This window comes from Oscillospiraceae bacterium, from assembly GCA_015065085.1.
Taxonomy (GTDB): Bacteria; Bacillota; Clostridia; order Oscillospirales; family SIG627; genus SIG627.
This window is the reverse complement of record SVQW01000014.1, coordinates 41503-61438: the sequence shown is the minus strand read 5'-3', so window position 1 is coordinate 61438 and position 19936 is coordinate 41503. Positions and strand designations below refer to the sequence as shown.

Sequence of the window (19936 nt, the reverse complement as noted above, 5' to 3'; positions counted from 1 at the left end):
TTATAAGACCGGGATTAAGTCCCAAAAGAACATGGGATTGTATTTCGCCTGCTTGTACCTTAGTTGCATCTACATCATGACCGTTGAGTAAATTGATGGTTTGTGCAACCATTTCCATATGTCCAAGTTCTTCTGCAGCTATATCCAAAAATAAATCCTTAATTTCGGGATCCTTGATACGAAAACTCTGCGACATATATTGCATAGCTGCTTTCAGTTCACCATTTCCGCCGCCGAGTTGTTCCTGGAGCAGTACGGCGTACTGTGGATTTTGTCTTTCAACTTCTACCGGATGAAAAAGCATTTTTTCATGTTTAAACATATTATTACCTCCAATTGCAATATTCTATCTTTATTTTTAGCAATTTAAGGTATATTATTCGAAAAAGCTGTTTTTTCTTTGTTTAAGGTGTATCATTTTTTGATATAGTTTTTGTTGGGCATCAAATTTGCAGAGGTTTTTCAATAGCATCAATAAAGCATCAAACGGCATAAGGTTCAAAAGAGCAAGTAGCACAAACGGCGGAGCGGTGGGAACAATTTTGACGGTCTTTTTAATTTGACATGACCTCCAAAACCGTTCTTGAGGGTTCGAGTCCTTCTACCCCTGCCAGTCGAGAGCTTCGACACGCATTATCGCGTACGAGGTTCTTTTCTATTTTGTATTTTTGTTCTCGCGTCCGAGTTTTACACGTTATGAACACTCGCACCATAGAATAAGCGTAACTTTGATACAAAGTTACGCTTGTTTTTTTGCTCAAAACCGCAGAAATAAAGGGATTTATATAAAAGTAAAGTTTTTATTGAATTGTATAATGGGTAAAAAATAATTTTTTAATGTCTGTTATCACTCATAAATCACTACGAAACTTTTCTAAACAAAAATGCACCGAGAAAAGTTTTGTAGTGAAACGAGAGGTGCATTTTGTTCGCTGTTAAGTTCGATGGACTAATTACTTTCACAAACCTGTATAATTTTGTCTGCAGCGCCTTTTGCACCCGAAGAGTTTTTTAATCCATCTGAAATCTTTTTGGCATTTTGCTTATACATACCATCATTAAGTATTTTATTTATTGCACTCAAAATGGATGCTTTGTCTGATTTATCGATTTTTATTCCTGCGCCAAGCTGATTGACTCGCTCGGCAACACCTTTTTGCTCCGATGTTTGTGGTAGCATAACGAGTGGAACTTCAAAATATAAACTTTCATTGACACTGTTCATTCCGCAGTGTGATACAAAGACATCTGCTTTTTCCAAAACGGCAATTTGGTCAACATATGAATAAATTGATATGTTTTCCGGTAACTCTCCAAACTCCTCGACAGACACTAAATTACCTACAGACATTATTACCTGATAATCTGTATTTGTTAAAGCTGATATACAGCTTTTGTAAAAAGCCATCATATCATTATTTACAGTTCCCATGGATATATAAATAAGTTTATCCATCTTTTTTTCTATTTTCTCTGTTGCAGGGCGAATTGAAGGTCCGACAAATGCGTACTTTTCCGAAAAAGTCTCTGAACAAGGTTGAATTTCAGGAGAAGTATATACAATAGTATGTGTGCTATCGTCATTGCCGATAATATCAAGAATACTATTTACGGGATACCCTTTATCCCTTAGTCTTTTGACTTGTTTAGATGTTTTTGGCATAGCGAAAAGCATCTTTAACAAATCTCCAAGACCTTGTTTCATAATCTTTGCTGAATGCTTATTAAATGCAAAGGTTGTTGTTGATGAAACAAAAGGAATACCAAGCTTTAGTGCAACGACTTTTCCCCATAATGCCATAGAATCTGCAACAATTAAGTCAGGCTTAAGCTCTGACATTTCCTCACAAACCTTGTCATCAAGAGCCAATGTGGTGTCTACCAGTATCTTTGTAGAGAATGACAGGTCTTTTCCTACACGGGTAGCGTCTTTGGCACTTAAGTTTTGCTCCGTATCATAATCATCGCAGGATATAAATGTTGCACCTGCCGACTCGATTTTTTCACGCATAATGTTATATGAATAATACCATACCTTGTGCCCGCGAGAAACGAGTTCCTTGACAACACCAAGAGTGGGGTTAGTATGTCCATGCGCGGGAATACAAAAGAAAACTATTTTACTCATATTTTATTCCTCTATTTTAGAAAAAACTTGTTTGATAGTATCTTGTTGTTTTGCTTTGGGAAGAATTGCAATTCCTCGGTTGGTGTCACCGAGAACCAAAATCTCATCTCCCGGCTGAAAATCAAACATTTCTCTTGCTTCTTTAGGGATAACAAACTGTCCCTTTTCTCCTATTTTGACCATCCATGCATATTTACCTTCGTGTATATTCATAGCCAGTTCTCCTTTGTATGATTAGTATGAATGATTATACTATATTTTTGTGAAAATGTCAATAGGATAATAAAAGTTCACTGTGAAATAATTTTTTGCACTTTGCACTGCAGATTTGTTCGTGTGAAAATTGACCGTTAGTGCCATAAAACCCGACAAGTTCCGACTTGTCGGGTTTTCAATCAGGTGCACCTTTGGCGCGTGAGGTTCACTTCACATCGGCAATTGCCGATATTCAGCTAAAATGCGATAGTCCGGTCACACGCAAAACCGATAAAAACAGCTTTTTCGTACAGCTCATACCCCAAAAAACACATCTGAAATACAGATGCGCTTTTTCTGTTTATGGTTGGTATATGGTGTAAAACTTAAGTAAAATAACTTGAATTGTGTCTGAAAAAGTGTTATAATGTATCGGACAAAGCTACAATCGAAAGAGGTTATATATGGATTCAGTTTTATCATTTTGGCTTCAGATGACCAACAATCCGCTTTTGCTTATTGCAGTAACACTTACACTTGGTGTTATACTTGTAAATGGTTGGACGGATGCCCCAAACGCAATAGCAACATGCGTGGTTACAAGATGTATGTCTCCGCGCCTGGCTGTTATCATGGCAGCAGTGTTCAATTTCCTGGGTGTCTTTGTAATGACACTGCTCAATGCCACTGTTGCGGAAACCATTACAAAGATGGTTGATTTCGGCTCCGACCCCGACAAGGCAATAATAGCTCTCAGCGCGGCACTGTTCGCTATCGTTCTATGGGCTACATTGGCGTGGGTGTTCGGAATTCCCACCAGTGAAAGTCATGCGCTTATTGCAGGACTTACGGGAAGTGCAATAGCTCTTCGCGGCAGCTTTGAGGGTGTAAACGGTGCTGAGTGGATAAAGGTAATTTACGGTATAGGAATTTCCGTTGTTCTCGGATTTGGACTGGGCTGGCTTGTGTGTAAGCTTGTTTCTTTGATTTTTTATAAGGCAAACCGTTGTAAAACAGAACCGTTTTTCCGCGGAGCACAGATCGGCGGTGCCGCCGCCATGGCGTTTATGCACGGCGCTCAGGACGGGCAGAAATTTATGGGCGTTATACTCCTTTGTGTATATATGTCCAAGGATCAGGCGCTACCGTCAGATATAAGCATTCCAGTATGGCTTATGATTATATGCTCGGTTGTCATGGCACTGGGCACGGCGATGGGTGGCAAGAAAATCATTAAATCTGTTGGTATGGATATGGTAAAGCTTGAAAAATACCAGGGATTTTCAGCTGATATAGCTGCGGCATTGTCATTGTTGTTCTGTTCTGTGTTTAGTCTTCCTGTTTCTACCACTCATGCTAAAACTACATCGATCATGGGTGTGGGTGCCGTTAAAAGAGTTTCCGCAATCAACTTCGGTGTTGTAAAGGAAATGGTGCTTACATGGGTACTTACCTTCCCCGGATGTGGGCTTGTGGGTTTTGTTATGACTAAAATATTTATGATGTTATTCACGTAATTGAAAGGAAGTTATAAAATGGCAAAAGGTGATAAGTTTTATTTTGAAAATTTTTTGGAGTGTGTGACGCTTTCAAAGAAAGCAGCAGACTATCTGCTGGACTGTCTTAAAAATTATAATCCCGATAACCTTGGTGACATGCTTAAGGAAATGCACGAAATCGAGCATGGCGCAGACGCAAAAAAGCATGAAATGGGTGATGCGCTGGCGAAAGCATTTGTTACACCCGTTGACCGTGAGGACCTGGATTTGCTGAGCAATGACCTTGATAATGTTACTGACAACATAGAGGATTTACTGCAAAAGCTTTATATGAACAATATTACCGTAATTAACCCGTCGGCGATCGTTTTTGCGGAGAATATAGTGAAGTCGTGTCAGATACTTTGTGAAATGATGGCTGAATTTGAGAACTTTAAAAAATCCAAAAAAATACATTCACTTATAGTAGAGCTTAACGATGTGGAGGAGGAGTGCGACAGACTTTATATTTCTTCTGTTCACGAATTGATGGTGAACCCGGGCGATGTGCTCACTACCATTGCATGGCGAGAAATGTTTGATTGCTTCGAGGCATGCATCGATGCCTGCGAGCATGTAAGTGAATGTGTCGGCTCTGTTATCATGAAAAACACCTGATATGTGCAGAATTCCCAAGTTAAAAATCCCCGCTTTTTATGTAAAAAAAGCGGGGATTTGCTGCGTAAAAAACTTTTTAGCTCGAAAAAATCAGATATTTCCGCTTACGGTGAGTGTAGCTACACCTGGGGTTACAGTCCAGATTCCGGTTGCGGGATTCTGAGTGTAAGTTGCCCCGGGGACGGTTACTGCACCGGGCTGGGTGGCAAAGTCTCCTGTTGCCGGGTTATATGTGTATCCGTCGGGTTCAGTCAGAACGGTGCCGTTATAGGTTACACTTATATCGCTCAGAATGGGGTCAAAGGTGTCGGTTATTACTATGTTGTCGGTTGTCACAGCAGGAGTATTGCCGGTATTCTGAATAACAAAAGTGTATGTTATCCGTCCGTTTTCGGTAACGACGGCAGGGGATACGGATTTTGCGATGGTAAGGTCGGGCGCATTGTCGGATGTAACAGTTTCGTTAACTGTGATGTCGGTAATACCCGCTCCGCTTATGACCGCGGTGTTAAGTATTGTTCCGTCGGCAAGGGGAGAGGCGGTGCTGTTGACAACAGCTGTATACAAAATTGTTGCAACTCCGTTTGCGGGTATGCTTATACCTGTGATTACAAGAGGCGGACCTGCGATTACTGCGGGAGCGGGCTGCAAAATTCCGTCAGCAAAATATTTTACTGATCCGTTTATGTAGTCCATTGGGTACAGTGTTAAAGCCCCCGCAGTGTATTCACCAAGATTGTCGGTGACGGTAAGACCGTTTATGGGAGATGCACCGGAATTCGCTATATTTATTGCATATGTGATTTCGGAGCCTTGGGTGTATTCGCCTGTAACGGCGGTTTTTGAAGCGGACAGAACTTCAATTATTTCGCCTGAGGTCACATTTGAATTGACAGTTCCACCGCTGTATGACAGGGTTGCCTGGTTAAAGAATGTTGCCATAGATTTCCTCCTTTTGTTTTTTGTCAGGATGAACTCCTGTATAGTTATGGTATGCAGAACAGCGTGTTTTTGTAAATTCATAAAAAAACATAATTCGTTTTTTTGCTTCAAAGTATTGCATTGTATGTCATTTTGTGATATAATACCGGACGTGTGCCCGGTAAATGAAAATTTAATAAATTTGGCACACGGCTTTAATCATTGTCACATCGCAGGAGGTAATAATGGCAGTTCTTTCATTTGTTCTCAGCATTACGGGTCTCATAAGTATGATAACGGCATCCCTTTTGAAGGGAAAGAATATGCGCAAGATACTTGTTTTGGTATTTCTGGGCAATACTCTGGTGGCTACAAGCTATCTTATAGACCAAAATGCCAATGGCGCGGCGTCCTGCTACATAGGAGCGGCACAAACAATCATCAATTACTTTTTTGAATCCAAAAATAAGAAGCTCCCCATCTGGCTCATAATTGCATATTCTGCGGCATTTGTGGTTATAAACCTTATGGTTTTCACAGAATTTGTGGATATCATGGCTATTATCGCTTCTCTCACGTTCATAATGTGCATCGGACAGAAAAACGGCAGAAAATACCGTATATGGACGCTCATCAATATGATACTGTGGTCATCCTATGATATAATCAAAGGCTCCTATGCACCGCTGGTTACTCATGCGATAATGCTGGCATTCAATGTGGTTGGCATGATCATTCACGATACCAAAAAGAAAAAAGCATAAAAGCGAAATGAAGTTCAGGATTCCCGCACTTCATTTTCCAAGTTATATTGTATTTTGCTTAAATTTGCAATAATAGTTGATTTTTTACTTTGGATGTGTTAGAATACTCACTGTTCTCGATAAGAAACAAAACATGGAGGATATATGGAAATAATTTCTTACATACTTAGCATCATAGCGCTTGCAGTTATGCTGGCATCGTCTCTTATAAAAGGCAAAAACATGAAAATTATTCTGATTCTCGTGTTTTTGGGTAATGCGCTTTTGTCTACAAGCTACCTTATCTCCGGCTCGCTCAACGGTGCGTTGACCGGTTATATAGCATCGTTATTCACAATCATCAACTACTTTTTTGAATCCAAAGAAAAAAAGCTTCCGATGTGGCTGATAGTCGCGTACGCCGCAACCTTTGTTATTATAAATATTGTTATTCTTTCGGAACTTGTAGACCTTATTGTTATAGCTACCTCTATGCTTTTTGTACTTTCCATCGTTCAGAAGAACGGAAAAAATTATCGATTGTGCAGTCTTTTCAATCTGCTGTTTCTTGTTATCTATGATTTGCTGAAACCGTCGTATGCTCCGCTTTTGACTCACGCAGTTCAACTTGCAGTGAATGTAGCCGGAATGATAATTTACGATACTAAAAAGAAAAAATCATAACATTTTCACCTAAAAACCTTATGGTCCGAAATTCCCGTTTCCGAAAGGAAACGGGAATTTGCTTTTAAATCGCATTGTAATTATTTTTCAAGTACCATTATGCAGGATTCCTCCGGATTGAGCGAAAAATCAATTCCGCTTTTTGTCGCTTTGCATACAGCATTGCCGAAAATAACGCGTACATCGGAAATTTTTTCGCCTATTTCAATAGTGCCTGTTGCTTCCTCGAGGGTGCTGTTTATAAGAATGGCCATATAGGAAAGGCCGTTTTGTCCGCGAATAACAGACACCTTTACACCGTTGGCTGTACAAATGTTGGGTGTCACTCCCGCTTCGTTTGCGACCTTAAGCACAAAATCCCTTGCAAAAATACTTTTGTTGGCTGTATCATAGCTGTGAATGTCATCTGCAATAAGTGAACGGTCGGAATAACTAAGCCCAAGATTTGTCGCTGAAATAATCGCTCTTCCTTTTCCGAATTTGTTGGAAATGATGGCAGGTTCACCGTTTGTTGTGGTGTAAAGTACGTTGCCATCCGGCACCTTAAACACCTCAAATTGCTGTGTGCCTTTAAGCGTATAGCTTTCTTTCCCGTCGGTCAATGTGACCTCTTTACGCTGTCTCATATCCCTTGCCGTACAGCCGAACACTTCTTCAAAGCCGTGACCGGGAATGTGGTAAGAACGTTTGAAGGTTTCCTCAAAAGCACCGTAGAACGGGTCGGAAATGACTGTTCCGCCGTTTTTTATATATTCCTTGAGTTTTGCGGAAAATGACTCGGAAATTGCATAGGGTGAGGGGAGTATAATAAGTTTGTAACGCGACAGCTCGGGTGCGAATGACTCGTGAATAATATCTGCGGTAATATTTTCTTCCCAGAAAATTTTGTAATAACCGCTTATGCTGTCAACTGCAAATTTGTTTTTTCTTTCTTGTGTGTTAGCCCAGTCGGCAAGAAATGAACGTAAGCTGAATACAAGTGCTACCTCTGCCGGCTTTTGTGTGCCGTTTAAAAAATAATCTTCATGCGCAGTAACCGCACGGCAAAGCTCTCCTGCTCTTTCGGAAAGCTCGGTTGCATCTCCGTTGTAATCCGTGAAGGAATATCCGCCCCATTCATTTCCGAATCTTTCACTGCGATACTGCCAGTACAACAGACCTGTTGCACCGTGGCGTATTGATTCAAGACAGAATTTGTCGAATGTATTTACGTCAACTCTGCCTGTTATACTAAGTCCTGTGCCGTTTGATCCCGCGGTCAGTTCGGATTGCCAGAACTCTTTGCCGCCGGCAGCGCATCTTGTGGCATCACAGCCCATTCCCAGTGTGGCACAGTCCGACGCGGCTTTTGGAAATGCACTGTACCCCCATTTATCAAATACCTGAGCATTTTTCCAGTCGTCAAATGCCATTCCGCCAAGGTTTGCGCAGGTGACGGAGCCACCGCCCCAGGCGTGTGCGATAACAGGCTTGTTATCACAACTTTTAATTATTTCGGAGCGGTATTTTATTTCATCGCGTATATTGTCAATTGTGAACAGACGGAAATCCGCATAGTCGGCAAACGAAGGAGTCCAGCGCGGAGGACGTATTTCGTCAAAATCGTTGTAAAAGTGTCCCCAACTGTCATTGAGCGTTTTTATGTCACTATACTTTTTAGCCAGCCATTCACGGAAACGCTTTACACTGGCATCGCAATAGCATGTAATAGATGCATAGGGGTTTACGTAATTATTCCACTGATGCGGCTCATTCATGGGCTCGTAGAAGGAAACACAGTCATGCTTTTTAGTTTCAGCAATAACACCTTCTATGAATCTGCGCTCAATCTCACGAACCTCGGGATTGTCAAAGCAAAGTCCCGGCCAGCCTCCACCGGGTGTGTTTGGACGCACAGCGGGCTGGAATGGAATTTGTCTTTCATCCTCATAAAAGTAATGAGGGTACTTTTTCACTGCCCATTCGGGACATGCATGCATGTGGAAAAGAAGCCCCACCTCAAGGTCATTTTTCTTGGCAAGTTCAAGAAAGGTTGAAAGATAATCGTAATCAAAAACCCCTTCACTGCGTTCAATGGTATTCCATACAAGCCAGGCTCTTATGGTATTAAAACCGTTTTTTCTTATGTTGTACAGATCCTTTTCCCATACATCGCGTTCGGGAGAGGCGCCTCTGAGATACTGTGTACCGAAAACAAACTTTTTCTTTTCCATAATGTTTCACTCCTCAATTATTGTAGCTCTTTTTATTTTTCTATCCGTAAATACATCTGTTTCATCAGTGCTGGTAGTGGAAAATTCCGAAATTACCGCGCCTTCTTTTCCCGACTGAAACCAATGCAGGGTCTCAGGCATGATAGTGTACTGCTCGCCTGAAGTGAGAATGATTTCATGGTATACAGTGGTAGGGGTATCGGGCAGAACGGCGTTTATATCCTCTTTTTTACCATCGCCTTCAACATAAAGGTAAACCTTTCCGTATCTGCAACGGAAGGTTTCTTCTTTCCCCTCTTTGCCGTCTGTTTTTACATGCTTGTGCTCGGGACATGTCTGATGAGGTAAAAGTACCATTTCCTTGGCACATACACGGTCGGTATTTATGTAAACGCAAAGCTGCAAGCCGATTTTTTCTGAGTTGTCAAGCCCGAAGTCCGCAACCTCGATTTCTTCGTCTTTCCTGATGACAATGCCTGCTTTTTTGTAATATTCCTTTGCGGAATTTTTCATTTTTATCCATAAATCTTTTTTCATTATTGTCCCTCCGGATTCATTTGCTCCTATTATACACATGAAAAAAATATGTAACTACACTTTTTTTAAGAAATATAGTGCATATATTATTATTTGCTTGAAAAAGAGCATAAAAAGTGATACAATATACGTACCGTCAGTTTGCCATATAAAAAAGGGGATGGATATGAGAGATAATTTGCGTTTGGTGCGTCCTGAATTTAATTCCGCTCAACAAATGTCATGTACCGTCAAATCGGTAGAACGTCCGTGCGGGGTTCATTTTCATGATTTTTATGAAATTGAGCTTATACTGGAGGGCAGCGGAAAAACTATACTGAACGGTAAGGAGTATACGGTTTTACCCAATATGGCGGTGTTACTTTCACCTATCGATTTTCATGAATACGAGCCGTCTCCGGCGTTTACAATGTTAAATGTTCAGTTCGGCACACATGTTTTGCGGGATTTAGAGCTACCGTTTTCGGGTTTTCCCATTTGTTTTCTGGATGATGGCGATGCGGCGCTTTTGCGTGAGACACTGGAGCTTATAGGTTCTGCGAATGATGGAGATACAAAAAAATACGTTTATACCAAAAAGCTTCTTGAGGCTGCTGTGGCTTTTGTTTTGCCGCATATGAAAAAAAGTACGGTTAATGAATCATTTCCTTCTTCTGTCGCGAATGCAGTTGTTTATATTAACATGCATTTCAAAGAAAATCCGTCGTTGGAAGAGGTTGCGCATGCTGTATTTCTAGAAAAAAACTATTTTTGTTCGATTTTCAGAAAGCACATCGGCAAGAACTACAAATCATACCTGCGCGAGCTTAAGCTTGGGTACGCTATGCGACTTCTGAAATACACCGATTTATCGGTTACCGAAATAGCGCTGGAAAGCGGTTATTACTCAATGCCGCATTTTTATCGTGAATTCCGTGCTGTTCACGGCTCTTCACCCTCGGAATTCCGCAAAAAATCCGAAAATAAAAAACAGCCTTGACTCTTGTCAAGGCTGTTTTGCGTTATATTCTTGATATGCTTATACCTGCAACGCCAAGTATCACATCGTTGGCAACTGCTTCTATTTTTATATCAGCCAGTTCTTTTTCGGGGTTGATTCTTATACGCTGTACAGTTGCATGATTAACATTGCTGAAATAGAATATTTCTGCTTCGGTGGTAAGTGCGGATGTAAGCCAGTCATCGATATTGAAGGGATAAACAAGCTTTACATGCTGTGAAGTTCCATCAGTGTAGGTGACGGTTATGCGCGCATTTTCTACATGGGAAAGCATACAATTGGTGCTTGCTATAAACATAACCGCAATTTCCTGTCCCTTTCCGCCGAGAGGAACGGTAACCTGCGTGGGGAAAGTATCAAACATGGTAACGCAGGCTAAGTTTTTGCCGTTCTCGGGTGTAATGAAGGGTATTCCGGAGGGGGAGTGAATAATGCCTCCGGAGGTTCTGAACATGGTGTCATCAACGTACACAACGTGTCGTCCCATCTGGTTCCAGTTGTGTGAATAACGTCCGTTTTGGAATAGTCCCATGGAGTAGCCTTCGGGTCTGGGACGTATATATGCCTGCTCATGCACCTCGGTCATATTGCAGTTAAAGAAGTTTGAAATGTCAACAGGGTCGAAGGGCTTGCTTTCAAGCGGGACTTCTTCGTTTTTTTCCTGTTCAATTGTGTAATCCGCGGCAAGCCATGCATCGTATTCGCCCGACGCCGTGCGCAGAAACAGTGTGTGCTTTCCGAAAGTGTCTTTTGCTGTTGCATAAACCTTGTTGCACACAATTTTTATGTCATGGAGTGTTTCGGACACATCAAATATATCAGTAATTACAGCATCCTTTACTTCGAATACCATTCTGTTTTGCGCCAGCACATTTTCGGGATATGTAACTGTCGGAACGGGGGCACATCCGTGCATTACGCGAAGCTGGAATCTGCCTATTTTGTCAATTTCAACCACGATGAAGCTGTTGTTGGGATGCGCCACTGTTTTGTATGAAACAGGCACACCGTCAAGCATTACGGATTCAATGCTGCCCGATCGCATGGGGATTCGTATAAGCTTCTTTTCGTTTTTGTCGCAGTATATATTTAAAATTTCAGCATTGCCTTTTCTGGTGTAATGCAAAGCGATATCCTTAAGAGTAAGGCTTGCGTTGTCCCACTCATCGGGAAAACCGGGCTGTATGTAAACATAGCCCTCAAGATTGTTGATTCTTATTCCGAACAGGCCTTCTATAACAAGACGAAGATATGTGCTTGACACATCGGAAAAATCCAGATCACCCAGATCGGAGGTACACAGTGCGGACTGGACATGGGGTGCCATGCCGGGATTCTTACCTGTGAAATAGCAATCTGAAATACCGTCCAGAATCTTTTTGCCTTCGTTCTTAAGGCCAAGCTTGAAATACATGAGTGCAAGATGAGCATTTTCGGCTGGGAATATTCCGTGGTTGGAATACTGCTTGGGAAGCCAGTCGGAGGAATAGCACAGCCTTCCGTCCGTTCCCGGTGTGACAATGTTCTTCAGACGGTTTTCGGTGTAACGAAGCATTCTGTAAGCTTTGAAAAAGTCAACCATGTCCGAATCAATAACATGGTATACCGAGGGGAGCTCTATTGCGGGATGAATAAGGCAGTTGCCTACGGTATCGAGATATTCCGCAATAACGCCGTCCTGATTTACCCACAATTTCTCGTTGAGTGCACGCTTTATCTTTTCGGCGCGCTGTGCAAATACCTTTCCGTCACGTCCTATTTTTTCCGCAATTCTGGATAAAACCAGATTGGCGCGGTAGTTATATGCGGTTGACTGCGCACATCCTGCGCCGTTGTAGTTGTGTCCGTCGGAAATCCAGGTGTTGAGAAGATTTTGATAAAGCCCGTCATCGTCCGGGTCAAACATTCGTCTTTCCCATTCCACCATAGAACACAGGTCATCGTAATATTTTTCGGCTATTTTAAGATTTCCCGACCACTCGATGTAATAAAGCATCATATCGAGAGCGCATTCCTGCATATTGTACGGACCGTAGGTGGGTGTGTCTACTGCGGAAAAGTCCGAGGGTAATCTGCCGACGGGATTTTCAAGCATGTGAAATCTTCTGTCGAATTTATCCTCACCATCAGGTATAACGGAGTAATCGTACCATACATGTTCATCTTCTACCGAGCCGCGTGAAATGTAACTCAACCACATAGCCATGGTGGTTTCAACTCTGTCGCCCCAGCCCAGCGCAGTGGGAGCATACCAGTTTCTCCAGCCTAAAAAGGGTGCGTGGTAAGCGAAAGAACCGTGATGAAACGAATCTTTGTGCCAGGAGGAATCAAGCGCAATAACCGTAGGGGCAATTGTCAAGTCAAGTGTTTTTTGCGGCGTGGATACATCAATGCAGGCATATTTTGCATATATCTGCTGCTTTATATGGCTCACGGGTTCCTTTATGGAAAGCCATTTGTCAAGAGTACCCTCGTCGGAATTGTAAATAGCAATGATATATCCGTCCAGTACTTCGCCCGGCTCGATAGGCGCGGAAATTTTTACAACGCAATCGTTTTCGTTTTCAGGCTCATTTCCCAGGAATGTGCTGGGGTAGGGGGCTGACATGGCATTTGCAGAGCCAATGGCGAAATCGGCGTCAAAGCTTGTGGCAACGAACATTGCTTTACCGTCGGTGTGCTTTACATGTGCACGATTTTTGCCGATAGTTATGGTGTTTCCCACTGTGTCCTTTGCCGAAAAATTGCGTTTGGGCTCACCTCTGTACTCAAAGCGTGCCTCGCAGGTATCTGTTATTCCGCCAAATCCGGCGGTAAAGAAAATACGCTGATCGGTTGAAATCCTGTAATGAATAAGATAGCCGTCATCCGGCAAAAGTGGATATGCTTCTATATTTACACGTACATCCGGTGCCCAGGACGAAATCTGAGTAAGCCTATACTCCATCCAACCGTTTTTGAATTCTGCACATACATCCTCCGAGTCATGGAACCAACGCGAGGTCTGGTCAATATCCTCGGAATAATAAAACGCTGTTCGTTGACCCGGTGTTACAGCAAGACCGCTTACCAGTATACCGCATTTTTCGTATGTACTGAAGGTGTCCTTCGTCCAGTCGGTTATGGCACCCATGAATTTTGGGACATCACCGGCAAAAGTAAAAAAACGCTCCGGTTTGTAGTCGTTTTTGTGTGAACCGTAAAGTGTTCTGTTAAAAAAATCATTGCTTGCGCTGATAGCAAATCCGTTTTCGGTGGGAGTATAATGTGTATATGGCTTCATAAAATGTTCTCCTGTTGTATTTAATGTCGGTGTCTGAATAATCAGAAGTGATAGTTACTATAACGAATAAAGTATAGCACATATATGATTAAATTGCAAGTACTTCACTTAAAATACAATGGCTGTAATAAAAAGCCGTGCTCAGTAAAAACTGAGCACGGCGGTATATACCAAATCATCTGTTTTTATGTAATTTCTCAAGATTAATTCTGTTTTTCAGTGCACTGTCTCTGATAAAATCAAAATCCGCACCTGCAGACAGCATATCAGCCCCCAAAGCGCTCCAGTGGCTTATGACTTCTTCGGAGTATCCACCCGAAGCTATGGCAACATATTTACCGTTTTTGTGGAGTAATTCGATGGTATCACTAATGATTTTTGTTATCTTGTCGGAAAACACTTCGCCCAGCATACCGTATGAACCGGACAAGTCGTTTGCACCGAAAATATAACCGTCGATGTACGGATTTTTCATTATTTCCGTCAGGTTTTCAATGGCGTCCCTGTGTTCAATCTGTATGAAGCGGCATAGCTTGTCCTTTGAATTTTTTATGTACTCGGCAGTGTTTTTCAATCCGAAATCTATTGCGTTCATCGGACCGAAGCCGCGGTCGCCGTGAGGCGGATAGAGAGTGGAAGCAATAAGCCTGTTCACTTCCTCTGCCGTTTTAACCATTGGGAATATAATTCCGTCCACGCCCATTTCAAGAACTCTTTTGGTGGCGGTAAGGTCATCCTGAGGCAGGCGCACGATGACAGGAGTTCCGGTCGAGCGAAGCGCGTAAATGTGCCCCATAAGCGTTTCGAGTGACATAAAGCTGTGTTCGGTGTCCACCCACACAAAATCATATCCCGCCATTCCCGCAATTTTAGCAATACTTATATCGCAAAGCTGTACGTACATACCGATAGTTTTTTCTTTATTCAGTATTTTTGTTTTAAGCATAATTTCACCTCACTTGATTATATCATCCTCGGGAAAGGTGTGTCAATCGGATAAAAGGACATGTTATTAACATTTACGGACATTTTATTGACAGTGCGCAAAAAAAATGTTATACTGAAAAAAACAAATTCTATTTTCCGGTACAAAACCAATGAACACTATTGATTATACTTCCAAACGTGCACTGACACTCAGAAAGATGTCCTTTTCGGACACAGACATTCCCAATATTAAAATTTTGTGGTTGGATTTGTTGTCCTCCGCCGAAATGAACAGCCGGAACAGCTGGATTTATCACTTTCATTCTTTTTATGAAGTCCATTTCAATTTGTCAGGTACTTCGCTGTACAGCTGCGATGACACGTCCGTTGAAATACAGCCACTTGAGGCACTGTTCATACCGCCGTGCACAAATCACAGATTTATCAGCTGCAGTGACGGTACGGTAAGATTTTCGCTTGCTTTTTCATTGGAGAATTCTGATGGAAAAATGTTTTTGTCCGAAGCCAAAAAAGTAAAAAGAATCACGTTATCGGACAATATTGTCCAAAGCATAAATTATATTCTCGAAAGAAGCGAAAAAACAGATTTTTTAACGCCTGCCGTCATAAAAGGACGGCTGCTTGAGATTGTCGGGTTGTTGTGCGAAAAAGCAGACATACAAATCCCCACCTATAACTGCCGGAATCTTGATTCCCGAGTGTATGTGGCGCAAAAATTTATCAATGAAAATCTTGACAGACACATAAGCATCAATGATGTGGCAGGGGAGTGTTGTCTCTCGTCAAAACAGTTGGGAAGACTGTTCAAAAAATATACGGGGAAAAGCGTTTTTGAGTATATAACCTACACCAGAATAAATCGGGCAAAAAAACTTTTGGCGTCGGACAGATACACAATAAAAGAAGTGTGTTATGCACTTGGTTTTGAAAGCGAAAGCGGATTTGCGGTGTTTTTTAAGCGACATTGCGGTATGACACCGGGCGATTTTAAAAAGGATAAGCTGAATACTGATACAGAGGAGATTAATTATGAGCTTCAAGGAAATAATACACAACAATTACAAGGTAAAGCTGGAAGCCCCCGAAATATATGTGAATAACGAGGTGCGCGGCAGAAGCGGACATATGTCACATGCCATGGCAGAATTTGCCCCCGGTTGCTTTATAGAGTTCAATTCCAACTGCTCTGCAGTACGTCTTAACGGTCATTCTGCATTCGGATTTGTAGAATACCGTATTTCCGAAGATGCAGGTAAAACATATTCGGATGTATACGAGCTGGAGTATTCCAAAAAAGTCCTCATGGACGGTATAAATTCAATATCTGTGGAAAAAGCGGTTGTGTGTGATAACGGTGATATAATTGCTTTTTGCCTGCGTAATACGCAAAGAGGAGAGGTGTGCTGTGAGCCATGGCATACACCGCAGTACCTGATCAGCCACGATAAGGGTAAAACCTGGTCAGAACCTTTTGAACTTTGCCCATACGAGGGTCGTACCTACGATGCCTGCTGTTACGAAGGCGATGTATACGCGCTTAATTTTTGCAACCCGAATTTTCTCGGCAGCTCCGAAGAGCACAAATTCCGCATATATAAGAGCAGCGACAACGGAAAAAACTTCAGCGAGTGGTGTACGGTGCCTTTCGATACAAACGGACGCGGTTACGGCGCCATGATATTCGACCACAAAGGCGCATTGCATGTATATACTTATAATTCTAACGCCGAATGTGAGATGGATCATGCCGTAAGTTATGACAAAGGCAAATCATGGCAGATTCTGAAGCCCTGCCATCTTGCGCAGGGTATAAGAAATCCTCAGATTGGTTACATTGACGGTGTGTATATTCTTCACGGCAGAGCGGGTGAACTTAAAGGCTTTGTTATGTATACATCCGAGGATGCCGAAAACTGGGATGAGGGATGCCTTGTTGTTGAGCGAAAAGGAATATATGCTTTTTACTCAGAAAATATAACCCTTGCCGATGAGAAAGGAAGCTTTATGCTTATTCAGTATTCCGACATATACGGAGAAGTGGGTGCCCGCGTAAATGCAATGCATCTGAAATTGCGTGTGGAAAGATAATTGTACCACAAAAGAAAAGCCTTGATTTAGCGCATTGTCCCTTGGGACACTGCGCAACGACATAAATTCCTGCGGAATTTGATATATGTGCTTCGCAGTCGATATGCCGCAAGCGGCGCGATATATCATTTCGTGACGAGAATTTATATTATATCCGCATTTGCGTAAGCAAATATATCGCGTTGTCGCAAGACAAAATATCACCGGATAAATAAAACCTCTGAATTCGACTTTTCATGCCGTTTTCAGAGGTTTTTTCTTATTTAACTATCCTTTAGAATACAATACTTCATCAAGGCTTTTTTGTGTTATATGAGATAATTTGAGGGATTGAACGCGGCAAGTCTTATGTGCTTTCTTGCCACCGTGTAGGACATGGCAAAGTTACCGTCTGCATAATGTTGTATATAAGGATAGAAACAGCTTGAATTCATTTTTGCCGATAAAACCACCTTGCTGTTTTTAATATCATCTGTGTCTATTTTTACTATACCGATATGCTCCCTGTCGATGGGTGCATGGAATAAATAAAGGGCACCGTTGAACATAATAAAGTCACTTCTGGACTGGCAGTCTTCAATCAGCACGGGCTTTTCCCACGTGTTGTCGGAGATGTTGTATACCGTAAGGAATCCGTGCTTATTTTTGGCTTCCCACTGTCTTACAAAGTAGAAGATTTTGTCGCCCAAAACATACGTTGCGTTTTCCCATCTGGAATTGTTTGGAAAATCGGGCTGTGCGACATATTCCCAGGTAATCAGGTCTTCGCTTTTGATTATGGCGTTGAATTCACCGCAGTATGTTCCCGTATAGTAATATGTTTTGCCGTTTTCTACTCTCTCGGAAAGCTTTTGCATTATACCTATATCGTCGCTGTACATCTGCTTGCAAGGAATGCCGTTCTGAGCGAGCGCCCCTTTGATACCGCTTGCCGAAAAATCATTTGTAATATTTCCTGCCTTGAATCTGTTCACACCGATTTCGCCCAGCGCTTTGGTAGAGAGGGTGAAGGGACAGTAAAAACGGTAGTAATTGTTTTCCGTGCTTGCGGTCCACATTATGTAGATTGTATCTTCATCCTTTTGCATGAGAATGGTATCGTAAACCCTGTCAATAATCTTGCCGTCGACAACATCGCCTGTTGTCTGCAAATCAATAAATGTCTTGTTTTCTATATCGTTGATAGGCGCATAAACAAAACGCGCTGTCTGATTTTTGGGGTCTTCGGACGGCTCCTTTGTGTTTGCGTAGTAGGACATATAAACGGTATCCTTGACTACAACAAATGTGGACACATGAGCCATCTTATCCTCGGGTCTTTCAAAATCGGAGACAAAACAGTCGGTTATTTCATTGGCAAATCTATCCCCAAGCTTAACCGCGCTCTCGTTGTTTTCATATCCAATCGTTGCCGCAATATCGTCAATAGGCAGACCTTCCGAAATAATCAGCTCTTTTTCGCAGAGTGCATCATCTGTAAAAACGTTATTTTTCATTTCTTCCTCCATGTTCTTTTATGAAATAAAGTATAATTGAAATAATTGAAACAGCTTCGTTTACGATACCTATATATGAACCTACGAAAATGTCATAAATCAAAAACGCCGAGGAGATGGGGATGGAAATAATTTTAGTCAGTCTCGGGTTATCAATCCAAAGTGATACGGTAACAAAGGTAGAAGCCGTAATCGGCAAAATGTTGTACCATGAATTAAACGTTCTTATTCCCAAAGCCCAGTTTATAAATATGAAAACCATCGGCCATATGGCATGTGACGCCCATTTTTTATCTTTTCGGTTTATAAATACCAGCTCTCTGAATATACCGACCGCGTTGGGTATCATTCCCGCAAACCCGCCGAGACATAAATAGTGAACTACCCAACAAATGTCTGCAGTAAGCTTGGCAAGTATCATGTGTCTGCGATTTTTTTGCTGATAAATGAGAAACAGTGCCGTCATGGCACCAAGCCCGAAAAGCTGAGCGATAAGATTCATTTTTTCTCCTTGTTGACAAAGCTTTTAATTTATTATATAATAATTATATTGCAGATTTTATTATAATTCAATTGATATATTGTGATAAATTAACATTATATTGTGATATAGGTGATGATATGCTTGGAACACGCTATGAAGAGTATGAGCAGTGGAGAAACGGATTGCCGTTTGTACTGAATGTGGATATAAAGAAAAATTATCACAACTTAAGTAAAGAGAATAACTGGCATGAAAATCCGGAAATACAGTTTTGCACAAACGGTAGCGGTACGGTCTTGCTGAACGGCAAAGAGTATCCTTTTTGCAAAAACAGCACAGTGTTCGTAAACTCCAATATTATTCATTATACTGCCACAAAAAAAGAACTGACATATGATTGCCTTATTGTAGGCACCGAGTTTTGCAGACAAATGAACTTTAATTTAAGCGCATTGGATTTTGAACCGGTGATTGAAAGTGCAGCGATTGGTGAGTTGTTCTCCGAACTTAAAAGTGTCTATGCCGATTCGCAAGCTATGTGCAGAATTGCCAGGCTTAATATGCTGCTTATTCAGATAATGATTGAAATAATAAAGCACGGCACCGCGAAAAACGGCAGAACCTCAAACAACAAAAGCTATGAAAGAATTAAACTGGCAATCTTGTATATCCGCAATAATTATCAGAAGAAAATAACACTGGATGAAATCGCAAAAGCGGTTATTCTTGATAAATATATGCTTTGCAAGGAATTCAAAAAGTACACCGGACAGACGGTTTTTGAAAACTTGAACAATTACCGTTGTATCAAGGCAATCGACTGTCTTGATGCGGGGCACACTGTAACCGAAACTGCTTCACTTTGCGGATTTGACAATCTTTCGTTTTTCGCAAAAACCTTTAAAAAGCATATCGGAATTCTGCCGTCGCAATATAAAAAGCACTGTAACTAAAGCAGTTTATGAGAAAAATATATCCTTGGAAGAACAGTAAAAAAAGAGTTTTGTGATAAACATCCCAAAACTCTTTCTGTTTACGTAAAAAACATCAGACGGCATTT

18 protein-coding genes are annotated in these 19936 nt (G+C 41.6%); 8 read left to right on the top strand and 10 right to left on the bottom strand.

Annotated elements, in window-relative coordinates:
- The 3 genes from E7588_09015 to E7588_09005 form a co-directional block, all read right to left on the bottom strand.
- Positions 1-322: manganese catalase family protein (locus E7588_09015; protein ID MBE6689394.1), on the bottom strand; the 322-nt coding region annotated here is incomplete at its 3' end.
- Positions 323-949: 627 nt separating this feature from the next.
- Positions 950-2128: a glucosyltransferase gene (locus E7588_09010; GenBank protein ID MBE6689393.1), complete on the bottom strand. Its 1179-nt coding sequence runs from the start codon at positions 2126-2128 to the stop codon at positions 950-952.
- Between the two features lie 3 nt (positions 2129-2131).
- Positions 2132-2341: an AbrB/MazE/SpoVT family DNA-binding domain-containing protein gene (locus E7588_09005; protein ID MBE6689392.1), complete on the bottom strand. Its 210-nt coding sequence runs from the start codon at positions 2339-2341 to the stop codon at positions 2132-2134.
- Between the two features lie 446 nt (positions 2342-2787).
- Here E7588_09005 and E7588_09000 point away from each other — a divergent pair, with 446 nt between their 5' ends.
- Positions 2788-3840: an inorganic phosphate transporter gene (locus tag E7588_09000; GenBank protein MBE6689391.1), complete on the top strand. Its 1053-nt coding sequence runs from the start codon at positions 2788-2790 to the stop codon at positions 3838-3840.
- 18 nt (positions 3841-3858) lie between these two features.
- Positions 3859-4479, top strand: a complete 621-nt coding sequence (locus tag E7588_08995) for a DUF47 family protein (protein ID MBE6689390.1) — start codon at positions 3859-3861, stop codon at positions 4477-4479.
- A 90-nt stretch (positions 4480-4569) separates the two neighbouring features.
- Here the strand turns inward: E7588_08995 and E7588_08990 are convergent, their stop codons facing one another.
- Positions 4570-5421, bottom strand: a complete 852-nt coding sequence (locus E7588_08990; GenBank protein MBE6689389.1) for a hypothetical protein — start codon at positions 5419-5421, stop codon at positions 4570-4572.
- A gap of 224 nt (positions 5422-5645) precedes the next feature.
- Between E7588_08990 and E7588_08985 the strand changes: the two genes are divergently transcribed.
- Both E7588_08985 and E7588_08980 read left to right on the top strand, forming a co-directional pair.
- Positions 5646-6164 carry a YgjV family protein gene (locus tag E7588_08985; protein ID MBE6689388.1) on the top strand — a complete coding sequence of 173 codons (519 nt, stop codon included), beginning with the start codon at positions 5646-5648 and terminating at the stop codon, positions 6162-6164.
- 144 nt (positions 6165-6308) lie between these two features.
- Positions 6309-6827 (top strand): YgjV family protein, encoded by a 519-nt coding sequence (locus tag E7588_08980; GenBank protein ID MBE6689387.1) that lies wholly within the window; start codon positions 6309-6311, stop codon positions 6825-6827.
- 80 nt (positions 6828-6907) lie between these two features.
- On the opposite strand, the gene E7588_08975 is transcribed toward E7588_08980, so the two are convergent.
- Entirely contained in the window at positions 6908-9040 is a 2133-nt protein-coding gene (locus E7588_08975; protein MBE6689386.1) for a hypothetical protein, read from the bottom strand.
- 6 nt (positions 9041-9046) lie between these two features.
- Positions 9047-9577 carry a D-lyxose/D-mannose family sugar isomerase gene (locus tag E7588_08970; GenBank protein MBE6689385.1) on the bottom strand — a complete coding sequence of 177 codons (531 nt, stop codon included), beginning with the start codon at positions 9575-9577 and terminating at the stop codon, positions 9047-9049.
- 37 nt (positions 9578-9614) lie between these two features.
- On the opposite strand from E7588_08970, the gene E7588_08965 reads away from it, so the two are divergent.
- Positions 9615-10556 carry a helix-turn-helix domain-containing protein gene (locus E7588_08965; protein MBE6689384.1) on the top strand — a complete coding sequence of 314 codons (942 nt, stop codon included), beginning with the start codon at positions 9615-9617 and terminating at the stop codon, positions 10554-10556.
- A gap of 22 nt (positions 10557-10578) precedes the next feature.
- On the opposite strand, the gene E7588_08960 is transcribed toward E7588_08965, so the two are convergent.
- Positions 10579-13860, bottom strand: coding sequence for a hypothetical protein (locus tag E7588_08960; protein MBE6689383.1), 3282 nt, complete (start codon positions 13858-13860; stop codon positions 10579-10581).
- Positions 13861-14035: 175 nt separating this feature from the next.
- Positions 14036-14806: an aldolase gene (locus tag E7588_08955; GenBank protein ID MBE6689382.1), complete on the bottom strand. Its 771-nt coding sequence runs from the start codon at positions 14804-14806 to the stop codon at positions 14036-14038.
- A gap of 151 nt (positions 14807-14957) precedes the next feature.
- Here E7588_08955 and E7588_08950 point away from each other — a divergent pair, with 151 nt between their 5' ends.
- Together E7588_08950 and E7588_08945 are read left to right on the top strand one after the other, a co-directional pair.
- The gene (locus tag E7588_08950) at positions 14958-15908 is read left to right on the top strand and encodes a helix-turn-helix domain-containing protein (GenBank protein ID MBE6689381.1); all 951 of its coding nucleotides are present in this window, start codon (positions 14958-14960) and stop codon (positions 15906-15908) included.
- Positions 15838-16896, top strand: coding sequence for an exo-alpha-sialidase (locus E7588_08945; GenBank protein ID MBE6689380.1), 1059 nt, complete (start codon positions 15838-15840; stop codon positions 16894-16896). Before E7588_08950 ends, E7588_08945 begins: the two co-directional genes overlap by 71 nt.
- 308 nt (positions 16897-17204) lie before the next feature.
- Here E7588_08945 and E7588_08940 read toward each other — a convergent pair whose 3' ends face one another.
- Together E7588_08940 and E7588_08935 are read right to left on the bottom strand one after the other, a co-directional pair.
- Positions 17205-18392 (bottom strand): arabinan endo-1,5-alpha-L-arabinosidase, encoded by a 1188-nt coding sequence (locus E7588_08940; protein MBE6689379.1) that lies wholly within the window; start codon positions 18390-18392, stop codon positions 17205-17207.
- Complete coding sequence (locus tag E7588_08935) at positions 18382-18894, bottom strand: YgjV family protein (GenBank protein ID MBE6689378.1); 513 nt, start codon at positions 18892-18894, stop codon at positions 18382-18384. Before E7588_08935 ends, E7588_08940 begins: the two co-directional genes overlap by 11 nt.
- A 119-nt stretch (positions 18895-19013) precedes the next feature.
- Between E7588_08935 and E7588_08930 the strand changes: the two genes are divergently transcribed.
- Positions 19014-19829 (top strand): helix-turn-helix domain-containing protein, encoded by an 816-nt coding sequence (locus E7588_08930; GenBank protein MBE6689377.1) that lies wholly within the window; start codon positions 19014-19016, stop codon positions 19827-19829.
- Positions 19830-19936 lie beyond the last annotated feature (107 nt).